This window comes from Fretibacterium fastidiosum (genome assembly GCF_964642095.1).
Lineage (GTDB): Bacteria > Synergistota > Synergistia > Synergistales > Aminobacteriaceae > Fretibacterium > Fretibacterium fastidiosum.
This window is the reverse complement of sequence record NZ_OZ209244.1, coordinates 103,072-115,966: the sequence shown is the minus strand read 5'-3', so window position 1 is coordinate 115,966 and position 12,895 is coordinate 103,072. Positions and strand designations below refer to the sequence as shown.

Annotated in this window: 14 protein-coding genes; all 14 read left to right on the top strand. The window is 61.8% G+C overall.

What is annotated here, in order from left to right:
- Window positions 1-2: 2 nt before the first annotated feature.
- The 14 genes from ACK28C_RS00530 to ACK28C_RS00465 all read left to right on the top strand — a co-directional run bounded on the left by ACK28C_RS00530 (window position 3) and on the right by ACK28C_RS00465 (window position 12,870).
- Window positions 3-770, top strand: coding sequence for an ATP-binding cassette domain-containing protein (locus ACK28C_RS00530; RefSeq protein WP_243440558.1), 768 nt, complete (start codon window positions 3-5; stop codon window positions 768-770).
- On the top strand, window positions 767-1,747 hold the full coding sequence (locus ACK28C_RS00525; protein WP_409152308.1) for an ABC transporter permease: 981 nt from the start codon (window positions 767-769) through the stop codon (window positions 1,745-1,747). The genes ACK28C_RS00530 and ACK28C_RS00525 overlap by 4 nt, the downstream gene beginning before the upstream one ends.
- Before the next feature lie 21 nt (window positions 1,748-1,768).
- A complete protein-coding gene (locus ACK28C_RS00520; RefSeq protein ID WP_409152307.1) occupies window positions 1,769-2,914 on the top strand; it encodes a double-cubane-cluster-containing anaerobic reductase in 1,146 nt (381 codons plus the stop codon).
- 4 nt (window positions 2,915-2,918) lie between these two features.
- The gene (locus ACK28C_RS00515; RefSeq protein ID WP_409152306.1) at window positions 2,919-3,761 is read left to right on the top strand and encodes an acyl-CoA dehydratase activase; all 843 of its coding nucleotides are present in this window, start codon (window positions 2,919-2,921) and stop codon (window positions 3,759-3,761) included.
- A gap of 81 nt (window positions 3,762-3,842) precedes the next feature.
- Window positions 3,843-4,952: an ABC transporter substrate-binding protein gene (locus tag ACK28C_RS00510; RefSeq protein WP_015555994.1), complete on the top strand. Its 1,110-nt coding sequence runs from the start codon at window positions 3,843-3,845 to the stop codon at window positions 4,950-4,952.
- 105 nt (window positions 4,953-5,057) lie between these two features.
- Window positions 5,058-5,792: an ABC transporter permease gene (locus tag ACK28C_RS00505; protein WP_243440560.1), complete on the top strand. Its 735-nt coding sequence runs from the start codon at window positions 5,058-5,060 to the stop codon at window positions 5,790-5,792.
- A gap of 4 nt (window positions 5,793-5,796) precedes the next feature.
- Complete coding sequence (locus ACK28C_RS00500; RefSeq protein WP_015555996.1) at window positions 5,797-6,564, top strand: ABC transporter ATP-binding protein; 768 nt, start codon at window positions 5,797-5,799, stop codon at window positions 6,562-6,564.
- 71 nt (window positions 6,565-6,635) lie between these two features.
- The gene (locus ACK28C_RS00495) at window positions 6,636-6,776 is read left to right on the top strand and encodes a hypothetical protein (RefSeq protein ID WP_409152305.1); all 141 of its coding nucleotides are present in this window, start codon (window positions 6,636-6,638) and stop codon (window positions 6,774-6,776) included.
- Between the two features lie 195 nt (window positions 6,777-6,971).
- Window positions 6,972-7,226, top strand: a complete 255-nt coding sequence (locus ACK28C_RS00490) for a BadF/BadG/BcrA/BcrD ATPase family protein (protein WP_409152304.1) — start codon at window positions 6,972-6,974, stop codon at window positions 7,224-7,226.
- A gap of 182 nt (window positions 7,227-7,408) precedes the next feature.
- Window positions 7,409-8,485, top strand: coding sequence for an AAA family ATPase (locus ACK28C_RS00485; RefSeq protein ID WP_409152625.1), 1,077 nt, complete (start codon window positions 7,409-7,411; stop codon window positions 8,483-8,485).
- A complete protein-coding gene (locus ACK28C_RS00480; protein WP_409152303.1) occupies window positions 8,485-9,186 on the top strand; it encodes a DUF3226 domain-containing protein in 702 nt (233 codons plus the stop codon). Before ACK28C_RS00485 ends, ACK28C_RS00480 begins: the two co-directional genes overlap by 1 nt.
- Before the next feature lie 54 nt (window positions 9,187-9,240).
- Complete coding sequence (locus ACK28C_RS00475; RefSeq protein ID WP_015555997.1) at window positions 9,241-10,887, top strand: peptide ABC transporter substrate-binding protein; 1,647 nt, start codon at window positions 9,241-9,243, stop codon at window positions 10,885-10,887.
- A gap of 39 nt (window positions 10,888-10,926) precedes the next feature.
- A complete protein-coding gene (locus ACK28C_RS00470) occupies window positions 10,927-12,483 on the top strand; it encodes an AbgT family transporter (RefSeq protein ID WP_015555998.1) in 1,557 nt (518 codons plus the stop codon).
- A gap of 201 nt (window positions 12,484-12,684) precedes the next feature.
- Window positions 12,685-12,870: a hypothetical protein gene (locus ACK28C_RS00465; protein ID WP_015555999.1), complete on the top strand. Its 186-nt coding sequence runs from the start codon at window positions 12,685-12,687 to the stop codon at window positions 12,868-12,870.
- Window positions 12,871-12,895 lie beyond the last annotated feature (25 nt).

Genomic DNA, 12,895 nt, shown 5'->3' with positions numbered 1-12,895 from the left:
GCGTGGAGGGCGGAAAAGACGGGGCGGACGCCGCGCTGGTTGAGATGCGGGGCATCCGCAAGTCCTTTGGGAGCGTGGAGGCCCTGCGGGGCGTGGACTTCCGTGTGAACGCCGCGGAGATCGTGGGCCTCCTGGGCGACAACGGGGCGGGGAAGTCCACCCTGATCAAGGTGTTGTCGGGCCTCTACGGCGCGGATGCGGGGACGTTCCTCTTTCGGGGCCGGAAGCTCGACTGGACGCGCTCCTGCGTCTCCCGCGCGCGGGGCCTGGGCATCGAGACCGTCTATCAGGACAGGGCGCTAGGCCTGCAGCAGTCCCTGTGGCGCAACGTCTTCGTGGGCCGGCACATAAAAGGTTCGTGGGGGCTGATCGACGTGGCGGAGGAACGCCGCGTCACCGCGGAACTCCTGGCTCGCATGGGTCTGGGAGGGGGTCGCCTGACCCCGGACACCCGTGCCGGAGTGCTGTCGGGTGGGGAGCGGCAGGGGCTGGCCATCGGACGGGCCATGTACTTCGATGCCGAGCTCGTCGTTCTGGACGAACCGACGACGGCCCTGGCCCTGAGCGAGGTGGACAAGGTGCTGGAGTTTATCTGCGGGGTGCGGGAACGGGGGAAGTCCGTGGTGTTCATCACCCACAGCATCGATCACGTCTGGGCGGTGGCGGATCGTTTCGTCGTCCTGTCCCACGGGCGCAACGCGGGGGAGTGGACGCGCGGAGAGCTGACGCTGCCGGAGCTGATGGCGCGCCTGAGGGAGGTCGCGCTATGAACGCAGTCTCCCCGCTGCGCTCGGCCCTTGGGCCTCAGCTCCCCATCACCACGGTGCTCCTGCTGCTCTGGGGCTTCTTCGTCCTGACCGCGCCCGCGACGTTCCTCTCCCGCTACATCTACCTCTCGTTCATGACGACCATCCCCTTCGTGGCGATCGTCGCGATGGGGATGACCCTGGTGGTCGTGGCCGGGGAGATGGACCTGTCCTTCGCCTCGAACATGGCGATGTCCAGCTTCCTGTTCGCGGTCGTGGCGAAGGCCACGGGGTCCGCGGCGGCGGGCCTTGCGGCGGGGCTTGCCGCAGGGGCGGGCATCGGCCTGATCAACGGGCTGGTCGTGGTCCGGACGGGGGTCCCCTCGATCGTCGTGACGATCGGGTTCGATTTTCTCTGGCGGGGCTGCGTGATGCTGCTCTCCGGAGGGCTTGCGGTCGCCCTGCCCTTTGTCCGTCGGCTGCCGTTTGCCGCCCTGTTCGTCGGGCGCGTCGGCGGGCTGGTCCCCGCGCAGTTTTTGTGGGCTCTGGGGCTGGCCGTCGTCACGGCGGCGATCCTGCACCGCACCGCCTGGGGGGACGCCCTGCGCTTCATCGGCGACGACCGGGAGGTCGCGCGGATGATGGGGCTTCCGGTGGCGCGGGCCCGCGTCGCGGTGTTCGTCCTGCTGGGGCTGACAGCCGCGTTCTCTGGGATTCTGGCGTGCATGGAGCTGGCCAACTGGTGGCCCACCCAGGGCGAGGGCTACCTCCTGCTGGTCTTCGCCTCCGTGTTCATCGGGGGGACTTCCGTGTACGGCGGCAGCGGCAGCGTCTGGGGGACGACGGCAGGGGCCGCGGTGATCGGCATGATCGAGGCAGGGGTCGTCAGCGCGGGGTGGTCCGGCTTCTGGACGCGCTTCGTGCACGGCCTCGTGTTGGTGTGTTCCGTGTCCTTCTACGCCCTCACCGCGCGCCGGCGCGGGGGCGGCGTCGGAAGCTGAGTAACCTGAGGGGGGTTCAACGTGCACGATATCGATGCCATCTTACAGAAAATGAGGGAGGCCCTTCCCAGCGGGCCGGTGCGGATCAAGGAGGCCGTGGAGGCGGGCCGGAAGGTGGTGGGCTGCTACTGCGCCTACACGCCCTACGAGGTGATCCGCGCGGCGGGGGCCATTCCGGCCACCCTGTGCGCGACGAGCGAGAAGCCCATCGCCGCGGCGGAGGAGCGCCTGCCGCGAAACCTCTGCCCTTTGATCAAGGCCAGCTACGGCTTCGCCCTGACCGACACCTGCCCCTACTTCCACTTCTGTGACCTGGTGGTGGGGGAGACGACCTGCGACGGCAAGAAGAAGATGTACGAGCTGATGGACCGTCTCCGGCCCACGCACGTCATGCAGCTGCCCCAGACCGTCTCCGAGGAGGCCGTGGGGCAGTGGCGGGCGGAGATCGAGTGCCTGGCCCGCAGGCTTGAGGAGCTCATGGACGTCATGATCACGGAGGAGGCGCTGAGGCGCGAGATCGCCTGGCGCAACGAGGAGCGCCGCGTCATGATGGACCTCTACGCGCTCTCCGAGCTGAATCCGGCGCCCCTGTCGGGCCGCGAGGTCCACATGGTGAACGAGTACTTCAAGATCAGCTTCAGCGACCCCGAGATGCTGGACCAGATTCGGGACCTGACGCGCAAGGTCCGGGAGAACTACGAGGCGGGCGAGCGCCGCGTGCCGCCGGACCGGCGGCGAATCATCGTCACGGGCTGTCCCACCGGCAAGAGCGTGGAGAAGGTGTTCAACGCCATCGAGGAGAACGGCGGCGTGATCGTGGCGTTCGAGAACTGCGGGGGCATCAAGCCCGCCTACGAGCTGGTGGACGAGTCGCTGCCGCCCTACGAGGCGCTGGCCCGGAAGTACCTGGGCATCCCCTGTTCCTGCATGACGCCAAACACCAAGCGCCTGGACCTGTTGGAGAGCCTGGCCGGCGACTACGCGGCCGACGGGATGGTGGACCTCATCCTTCAGGCGTGTCACACGTACAACGTGGAGTCCTTCCAAGTGCATGAGCGCATGGAGAGCATGGGCATCCCCTGCATCACCGTGGAGACGGACTACTATCAGGGCGACGTGGAGCAACTGTCCACGCGCATGGGCGCCTTCGTCGAGATGATGGGGTAGGGGCGTGGGCACGGTGGCGGACGGCGCGGACGCGCCGCTCTGGACGGTCGGGGTGGACATCGGCTCGGTGGGGGTCAAGGCGGCTCTGGTGCTTGGAGCGGAGTGGATCGACCGCCTTGTCGTCCCCACGGGCTGGGCCCCCGGCGAGACGGGGAACGAGGCCTGCGCGCAGCTTCTGGCGCGGAACGGCCTGACGCGGGACGACGTGGTCCGCACGGTGGCGACCGGCTACGGACGAAATGCGGTGGAGGCCGACGCGCGCGTTACGGAGATATCCTGTCACGCCGTGGGCGCGGGCCGGCTCTTCCGGGACGGGGAGGGCGGCCGCAGCGTGCGGACGATCCTGGACATCGGAGGGCAGGACAGCAAGGTCATCGCCCTGGACCGGGACGGGAACGTGGTCAACTTCCTGATGAACGACAAGTGTGCTGCGGGGACGGGGCGCTTCCTGCAGAACATGGCCGTCATGCTGGGCTGCACGCTCGCGGACTTCAGCAGCCTGCCGGACGACCTGGAGCCCCACGCCGTCTCCAGCATGTGCACGGTGTTCGCGGAGACGGAGGTGGTGGGGCTCCTGGCCCGTGGGGTGGACAAGCAGGCCCTGTCCCTGGGGCTGCTGGACGCCGTGGCCTCCCGCGCGGAGGGGATGCTGCGGCGCGTGGGGCTTCATGAGCCCGTGGCCTTCACCGGCGGAGTCTCGCAGAGCCGCAGCCTGGTGCGGCTGCTGGAGAGGCGGCTGGGGTGCGCCGTGCAGGTCAGCCCGGACTCGCAGTTCGCCGGAGCCCTGGGCGCGGCGCTCCTGGCCCGCAAGCAGGCGCTGCGGGGGCGGGAATCCAATCGCCGTTGATCGTCTGGCATTTTGCGAAGCATTTTACGGCGTTAACCTGAGGCTTTGCCGAAAAAAATAATTAAGAAGGAGTGTTGGGTAATGAAGAAATTTGTTGCGGTACTGGCGTTGTCCTGGGCCTTTGCCCTGCCCGCGTTCGCGGCGGAGGCGGAGAAGGTCCCTGTGATCCGCATGGCCTACACCATGACGACGCACCAACAGGGTTTCACCATCGCGCTGCAGAAGGGAGAGGCCTTCAAAGACTTCGGTGTCTGGTTCAAGCCGGTCGTCGAGAAGGAGAAGTACGACCTCTACCGGGGAGACAAAAAGATGGCCCGATTCGAGGTCATCGTGACGAAGAGCGGTTCCGAGGCCGCATCGCTCTTCGCCCAGAACCATCTGGACCTGACGACAAACTCGTTCCCCGCCATGCTGTCGGCGATCGACAATGGCACGCCGATCAAGGTGCTGGCTCCTATCCAGGCGGACGGTATCGCGATGGTGGGGCGCCTGGATTCCCCCGTCAACGACTGGGATTCCCTTCTGGCGTTCATCAAGGAAGCCAAGGCGCCCGTCAAGCTGGGCTACCACTCTCCAACCAGTGCTCCGAAGGTCCTTGTCGAGGCCGCACTCTTTGAGGCCGGCCTGCGCTTGACCGGGGACGCGAACGCGACGAAGCAGGAGGCCGACGTCCTCCTGGTCGACCTGAAGGGGGTCGCCAACTTTAACCCCGCGTTGACCTCGGGACAGGTCGACTTCTGGGTTGCTCCTGCACCTATCCCGCAGGTGGCTGTGCTGAAGAAGCAGGGCAAGATGATCCTGGATCTCAAGACTCTCCCCCCTGCGGGTAAGTGGGACCACTTTCCCTGCTGCGTGACCGCCGCTCACGTGAACGTCATTGAGCAGCACCCGGACATCTTGGACGCTTACCTGGAGCTCCTGACGAAGTCGAGCGCCTGGTGTAACGCCCATAAAGACGAGGCTGACGAGCTCTCGGCAGTCTGGTTTGGCGTCCCCGTTGAAGCGACGCGCATGTCCGAGATGACGTACTCGACAAATCCTGACGCGAAATGGTTCCGCAATGCCTCTCTGTACCCGGAGATGCTGAACAAGATGGGGCAGTTCAAGAACCTTCTGAAGGGCAAGACCCTCGAGGAAAGCAAGGAACTGGTCTTCGACTTCCGCTACGCGGAGAAGCAAAACGCGAAGTAGACGATGAAGCATTGCCTGAGCCGGGGTGCGCTGTCTTTAGTCGCCCCGGCGCTTTTCCTGCTATTCTGGCACTATGCGTCCCTGAGGATCGATAACGCCGTCGTATTGCCCAAGATTGAAGATGTGTTGGCGATCCTGCTCCACCCTACGAAGGACCTGCTGAACATGGGGTCTCTGGTCGGCAACGTGACCGTCAGCTTCGTCCGGGTGTTCGGGGGGTACCTCCTGGCCGTGTTCGTCGCTGTTCCGCTGGGGCTTGCGATGGGATACTGGAATTGGCTGAACCGGATGTTGGGGCTGATGGCGGGGCTCTTTCGCCCCATCCCCCCATTGTCCTGGATACCTCTCGTGCTGGCCTGGTTTGGCGTCGCCAGTATGGCGACGATCCTGGGCATTGAAGAGGGGGCGTGGTACCCTTTCTTCAGCAACATCAAGATATCCATGCTGTTCATCATCTTCATCGGGGCTTTCTTCCCTATCTTGGTGAACACCATCGGGGGCGTCCAGAGCGTTCGAGTGACGCTGATTGATGCGGTCCGGGTTCTGGGGGCGTCGCCGTGGCAGGTCGTTCGGTACGTCATCCTCCCCTATGCCGCCCCGCAGGTCTTCACGGGGCTGAGGGTGGGGCTCGGGGTTGCGTGGATGTGCTTGGTCTCCGCCGAGATGATGCCCGGCAGCATCTCCGGGGTCGGATACCTCATCACGCACGCCTACACGGTGGCGCAGACGGATGTCGTCATCGCGGGGATGATCGCCATTGGCGTCATGGGGATTTTGATCGACTCGCTCTTTATTCTGATCGAGCGCAGAGCTTTTCAGTGGCAAAGTCTCTACAGGTGATGCTATGATAAAAGAAAGCGACCTTCTCAGGATCGAGGGTTTGGCCAAACACTTCACATCGGACCAGGGCAGGGATGTCGTCGCCCTCTCGGATGTCAACCTCTCGGTGAAAGAAAACGAGTTCGTCTGCATCGTAGGGCCCTCTGGGTGCGGAAAGTCTACACTGCTGCGGATATTAGCCGGTTTGGAGCTCCCTTCCGGGGGCAGGGCACTGATGAAAGGGGTGGAGATCAAGGGCCCCGGGCGAGAGCGGGGCATGGTCTTTCAGGAGTATTCGTTGATGCCTTGGCGTAGTGTGGAGGAGAACGTCTGGATGGGGCCGGAGCTGTTGGGACGCCCGACTGAAGAGCGAAAAGCGGTGGCGGCGCACTACATTGAGCTCGTCAAGCTGAGCGGCTTTGAACGGGCCTTCCCCCACGAGCTCTCCGGGGGGATGCGGCAGCGCGTAGCGATTGCCCGGGCTTTGATGAACGACCCGGAGATCCTGCTGATGGACGAACCATTCGGCGCCCTTGACTCCCACACGCGGATCATCTTGCAGAAGGAACTTTTGAAGATATGGCAGGCGCACCGCAAGACGATCTTGTTTGTGACGCACAGTGTGGATGAAGCTGTCTTTTTGGCCGACCGAATCGTCGTCATGTCCGCTCGACCGGGGCGGATTATCTTGGAGGAGCCCTTGGACCTGCCCCACCCTCGGAGAAGGGACAATGCCGTCTATGCGCGGACGCTGGAAAATATCCTGACGCTTTTGGAGGCGGAGCAGACGTAGGCGTGCAGCGGGGAGGAAAAAATCATGACAAGCGCAATAAAAAGACGAAGCTCTTTGTATTTTGCTTGGGATTGTCACTGACGTTTGCCGTCGCGGCCTGGGCCGGGAAGCCGCAGGTGCTCCGCATTCCCATCGACGAGGAACCGGATTCCTTCAACGTGGCCCGCGTCCCTCATCTCCGGGAAGGTCCGGTGCATCAAGAACGCGAGTGATGTCCTGCTGGGCAAGAAGCCGCTCTCCGAGTTGGGGCTGGAGGCCCCTGACGACCGGACGCTCGTGATCCACCTGGAGCACCCGGTCCCCTACCTGCTGCAGAGCGCAGCGGGCACGGCCATGTTCCCCACGCGCCGCGACGTCGTGGAGAAGTTCGGGGACGCCTACGGGACGGACGCGGACAAGATCGTGGGGTGGACAAGCAGGCCCTGTCCCTGGGGCTGCTGGACGCCGTGGCCTCCCGCGCGGAGGGGATGCTGCGGCGCGTGGGGCTTCATGAGCCCGTGGCCTTCACCGGCGGAGTCTCGCAGAGCCGCAGCCTGGTGCGGCTGCTGGAGAAGCGGCTGGGGTGCGCCGTGCAGGTCAGCCCGGACTCGCAGTTCGCCGGAGCCCTGGGCGCGGCGCTCCTGGCCCGCAAGCAGGCGCTGCGGGGGCGGCCTACCTCCTGAGGACTTTTGAAGAACCTCAGGGGTCCGAACCCAGCCCTTTCGCCGTTGGCCGCTCGCAGGCGATGTGAAATAATGAAAGGCCAGGGAACACGGATTCAATCAATGAGGCTTCCCTGATGAAGCCCTGAGGTCAATCAGTGCTTTTTTGAAAACGCTTCGAACTGAGAGAGGTGCCCTTGACGATGATAAGAACGGCAGCTTTTAAAAATTTTCGAGGGTTCGAGGACTTCCAACTTTCTGATCTGAGCCCTATCACTCTGATATCGGGCAAGAATAACGTTGGCAAGAGTTCGATCCTCGAGGGCATCTTTCTGGCATTGGATTATCGCGATACGAATTCCTTTTTGATGCTCAACAGCCTTCGCGGTTCTTCCGTGATTCCGGAACCGGACATCCTGTGGACGCCGCTGTTCCACGATCCGGAGCGCGAGATCGAGATCAAGATTGAAATGGCACGTGATGGCACTCGACTGCAACTTCTCTATTCCAGGGATAACGCTTTTATTCCGGTCAATCCCAGCAACATTCCGCAGGAGCTGATGAACCAGTTTATTTCATCTGCCAGGCGAACTTATACTCTGAAATTTGATTTCGTCTACGGCGATTTTTCCGATGGCGGCCACTTTATGTTGAGCCCCTCAGGGATATGGAGAGATGCGAGCGCAGGCAATAACCCGGCGACAGCTCAGCCGTTGGCCCAGTTGCCTGTTACGAATTATATCCCAGCCGCGAGGCTCAACAACGACAGCGACGTCACTGCCCTGGGCAAGCTGGAGTTTGAAGGCAGGAAGGAGCAGGTGATTTCGGCTCTGAAGGTCATTGACGGCTCCATTTCGGACATCACCACGTTGGTCATTGGTGGGCAGCCCCAGCTCTACGCAAAAATGAGGGGGCGGTTGCTGCCCCTCAAAATGGCCGGCGACGGCGTCAACCGTCTGCTTTCCATTCTTTTGACGATCATGAGCAATCCTGCCCCGAATGCGGTTCTCCTCATCGACGAGATCGAGACGGGGTTTCATTACTCCGTGTACGACAGCCTGTGGAAGGCGGTCATGAAAACCGCGCGGGAGAACCGCTGCCAGGTCATTGCGACCACGCACAGCTATGAGTGCATTCGAGGCGCCGTGGCCGCAGGGGATGCGGCACGGGACGATTTTTGCTACTTCAGGATTGACCGTGGCGGGGACGATAAAGACATCGTCGCCCGCAGGTATTCCGGGGATCTGTTGAACACCGCCATGGAGATGGAGGTCCGCTAATGGCGATGGGCGCGGCTCGGGGTCTCTCGGAGACAAGGGGAAAAAATACCAGGATAGAGAAGAGATACCTCATTTTATGCGAGGGAAGGGATGAGCTGTTTTTTCTGATTGCCTATCTGAACTCCACGCACTTGTCGGCAACGCCCGGATTTTCAGAGGACATCCAGGTTATGGATTTTGGAGGAAACAGCGACCTGCTTGAGCAACTCAAGGTCTTGAAGGTTACCCCCGGTTTCGACGAGATCAAAACCCTGTTGATCGTCCGGGATGCGGAAAGGGATGCAAGCTCGGCTGTCCGGCAGATCAGAACGGCCTTGGAGAACAATGGGTTCTCGGCTCCAGACGGGCCACATCGGTGGGTGAAGGATGAGGAGAACAATGGCATCCACATCGGGTTCCTCCTCTTCCCCGGTTGTGATGAAGCTCCGATGGCAGGAACCCTGGAAGACCTCTGTGCCTTTATTCTGAAAGAGCCGGCCCCACCGAAGCTTTTGGAGGTCGTCGATCGTTTTCTGGATCAACTGAAAACAGAACGCGGCAGAGATTTTGTCCACAGGTTCAAGACACGGCTGCATACCTGCCTTGCGGTTTCGGATAAATATGTCGGAATGAAAATTGGAGAGGCGGCCAAGGCGGGGGCTTTTGACTGGAGCGACGAGAGATTGACGCCATTGAGGGTTATCCAGGAGAAGATGTGTTGAGGGCAACCCGTAACCCGGGGCTTTCGAAAGGTCTGAAAAACGAAGGGAGCTGTAATGATGAAATACAGAGTGAAACGCATGACCGTAAGTTCGAGCGCCGCGTGGGCGCTGTCGTTCTGCCTCGTCCTGTCGTCGGTCTTTGCCGGCACGGCCTGGGCCGGGGAGCCTCAGGTGCTCCGCATTCCCATCGACGAGGAGCCGGACTCCTTCAACGTGGCCCGCGTCTCCGACTACTACTCCGCCATGGTGGCCTCCCAGGTCATTGAGGGGCTGACCGGCATCGTCGTCCGGGACGGACGCGAGGTCGCCGTGCCCGCCTGCGCGGAGTCCTGGGAGACGAGCGAGGACGGCCTGACCTGGACGTTTCGCCTGCGGGAGATGAAGTGGGCCGACGGCGAGCCGCTTCGGGCTTCGGACTTCGTCTACGGCATCTCCCGCGTCCTCGACCCCGCGACCGCGTCCCCCATCTCCGGGAAGGTCCGGTTCATCAAGAACGCGGGCGACGTCCTACTGGGCAAAAAACAGCCCTCCGAGCTAGGGCTGGAGGCCCCTGATGACCGGACGTTCGTGGTTCGCCTGGAGCACCCGGTCCCCTACCTGCTGCAGAGCGCTGCGGGCACAGCCATGTTCCCCGCGCGCCGCGACGTCGTGGAGAAGTTCGGGGACGCCTACGGGACGGACGCGGACAAGGTCGTGGGCTGCGGCCCCTTCAACCTTGCGGACTGGGTTCACAACAGCTCCATCGCCTTCGTCAAGAACCCTCTCTACTGGGATGCGGACAACGTGAAGCTGGACCGACTGGAGATGAAGGTCGTCGCCGAGGAGTCGGCCAAGGTGGGCGACTTCGAGAACGGCGGGCTGGACCTCGTCTCCATCTACTCCGTCGAGTGGGCGAAGAAGCTGGACGAGAAGGGCGGATACGTCAAGAACGTCGTCGCCATGCCCGAAACCAAGTACGTCTTCTTCAATCAGACGGTTCCGCCCTTCTCCAGCCCGAAGGTGCGCCTGGCGTTCAGCCTCGCCCTCGACCGGGAGGAGATCTACAGGGACGTCAGCCTGGGGTTGGATCCGGCCGCCTGGGGCTGGCTGCCGCCGGCCATGGGTCTGGACGGAGAGAACTTCCGAAAACTGGCGGGGGACCCCATTAAGGACTTGGCCGCGGCCCATCCCGACCCCAGGGCGCTTCTGGCCGAAGGCCTGAAGGAGCTGGGGATGAGCGAGGCCCCTGAGGGGCTGAAGATCGTCCTCATGTGCCACAACGCCACGCGGGACTTCGCGGAGTACCTCCAGCAGGCCTATAAGACGAGGCTGGGCGTCGACCTGGAGCTCGACCCCGTGGAGTGGCCCGTCTTTCAGGAGCGCAACCGCAACCTGGACTACCAGATGGGCTACAAGTCCTACTACGCGGACTTCAACGACCCCTCATCCATGATGGACCTGTGGATCACGGGCACCCGGACCATTCCCACGGGATGGTCGAACGAGAGGTACGACGCCCTGGTCCGGGAAGCGGGGCAGAGCGCGGACAAGGCGCTGAGGGCGAAGGACTACGCGGAGGCGGAGCGCATCCTGCTGGAGGAGGGGACGATCGCCCCCTACGCCTATTCCACCGGCTTCGACTACGTCCATCCCTACGTGAAGGGGTACGCCGCCCCCACCTTCACCGCGATGCTCTACAAGACCGTCTCCGTCGAGAGATGACGCTTTACAGGGGCTGGAGAACGCAGGGAGGTTTTTTGCATGAAAGAGACGGGACGGGCGCAAAAAAAGTGGACTTTGCGTGCGATGGACGCTGTTGAAAGGGCAGGGAATGCCTTACCGGACCCCGCTCTGCTCTTCGTTATCCTGACGGCGCTCACGATAGCGGCGTCGTACTTTACTGCAAAATCGGGAGTCTCGGTCAGCTACGAGGGCGTCAACAGCGCGACGGGAACGATCGAAACCATTCACGCGCAGGCCTATAATCTGCTCTCTCTCGAGGGGTTCCACTATATGGTCACCAGCGTGATCAAAAATTTCACGGGCTTTTTCCCCCTGGGAACGGTCTTTACCATCATCCTTGGCGTCAGCGTGTGTGAGGGGACGGGAATGCTCAACGCCCTGCTCCGCAAACTCGTCTCCAAGACGCCGAAAGCGCTTATCTCCGCCATGATCGTCTTTCTGGGGGTCATGTCGAACGTGGCTTCCTCTACGGGATACGTGGTGCTCGTTCCACTGGGAGCTGTCACTTTCATCGCTTGCAATCGACATCCCATTGCGGGCTTGGCTGCAGCCTATGCCGGCGTTTCCGGCGGCTGGACAGCCAATCTGCTCCTGGGGAGCAACGACCCGCTTTACGCGGGCATGTCGACTCAGGCGGCAAACATCCTGAACCCCGACTACGTAGTGCAGCCCACGGGAAACTGGTACTTCATGGTGGCATCGACGGTATTGGTCGTCCTGATCGGGACCTGGGTCACGGACCATATCGTAGAACCCCACCTCCCTCTTTACCAGCCGGAGGAGGACGCGCGCGTCCAGGACTTGACGCTGGATGAAAAAAAGGGAATGCGTGCTGCCGGCTTCGCTGCTCTGATCTATGTCGTCGTCATGCTGTTGTTGATCGTCCCCTCCGGAGGCTTACTGAGAAATCCGACAACCGGCCAGGTGCTGGGTTCGCCCTTCATGAGCGGGATCATCTTTTTTATGATGTTGCTGTTCCTCATTCCAGGAGTTGCCTATGGCGTGGCCTCAGGCAAGATCAAGTCCAGCCGGGACCTCACGAATCTCATGTCAACGGGCATCGCCGGGATATCGAGCTTTTTGGTCCTGCTCTTCTTCGCCGCGCAGTTTACGTTCTTCTTCAACAAATCCAACCTGGGCATCATTATCTCGGTCAAGGGTGCCCACTTTTTGGAAAGCGTCGGCCTGGTCGGTCTGCCGTTGCTTTGGGTTTTTATCCTCGTCACGGCTTTCATCAATTTGCTCATCCCCGTGGACACTGCCAAATGGGCGATGATGGCGCCGATCTTCGTCCCCATGTTCATGCACCTGGGGTATGCGCCGGAGCTGACTCAGCTGGTGTTCCGCATCGGTGATTCCGCTACGAACATTATCACGCCCCTGATGCCCTTCTTCGTGATGATCGTGGCCTACTTCCAAAAATATGACAAGAAGGCCGGCATTGGTTCGGTGCTTTCGACCATGTTGCCCTATTCGATTGCCCTGCTGGTCGGCTGGATACTGATGCTGAGCCTCTGGTTCGTCTTGAAATTGCCGATCGGCCCTGGCGCACCGCTGTTTTACGGAAATATTTAGGAAGTGGTCCTACCTAATGGAAAGGCGGCGACGAATTTTAGCGGAGGTGCAGAAGGCCGGACTCGATAGAGGTCCTCACCTTCAGGACTCCTCATTGTCTTGCTGCGGAACAGCGCTGAGATAACGGGATTTGACCTCTTTTCAGCCAATTGCCTGCGGTCCGCTGTGTCTGCCGAACCGCTTGGAAGGAGACGGAAAACGATGAAAAAAAGGTTGACCATCGCATTGGCGTCCGTGCTTTACCTGTGGATCATGAACGCCCTGACCGTAAACTGGCTTGGCGAGCCCTGCAGCGCCGGCTTCGACTGCGTCCATCCTCGCGTGAAGGGGTACGCCGCGCCCACCTTCACCGCGATGCTCTACAAGACCGTCTCTGTCGAGAAGTAGCGCCGGGGGACAACAGGATTTATAG

Bases quoted from the DNA above. Each gene is read 5' to 3' on its own strand.
- ACK28C_RS00525 (WP_409152308.1), top strand. From the start codon at position 767: ATGAACGCAGTCTCCCCGCTGCGCTCGGCCCTTGGGCCTCAGCTCCCC.
- ACK28C_RS00510 (WP_015555994.1), top strand. From the start codon at position 3,843: ATGAAGAAATTTGTTGCGGTACTGGCGTTGTCCTGGGCCTTTGCCCTG.
- ACK28C_RS00500 (WP_015555996.1), top strand. From the start codon at position 5,797: ATGATAAAAGAAAGCGACCTTCTCAGGATCGAGGGTTTGGCCAAACAC.
- ACK28C_RS00485 (WP_409152625.1), top strand. From the start codon at position 7,409: ATGATAAGAACGGCAGCTTTTAAAAATTTTCGAGGGTTCGAGGACTTC.
- ACK28C_RS00480 (WP_409152303.1), top strand. From the start codon at position 8,485: ATGGCGATGGGCGCGGCTCGGGGTCTCTCGGAGACAAGGGGAAAAAAT.
- ACK28C_RS00475 (WP_015555997.1), top strand. From the start codon at position 9,241: ATGATGAAATACAGAGTGAAACGCATGACCGTAAGTTCGAGCGCCGCG.
- ACK28C_RS00470 (WP_015555998.1), top strand. From the start codon at position 10,927: ATGAAAGAGACGGGACGGGCGCAAAAAAAGTGGACTTTGCGTGCGATG.
- ACK28C_RS00465 (WP_015555999.1), top strand. From the start codon at position 12,685: ATGAAAAAAAGGTTGACCATCGCATTGGCGTCCGTGCTTTACCTGTGG.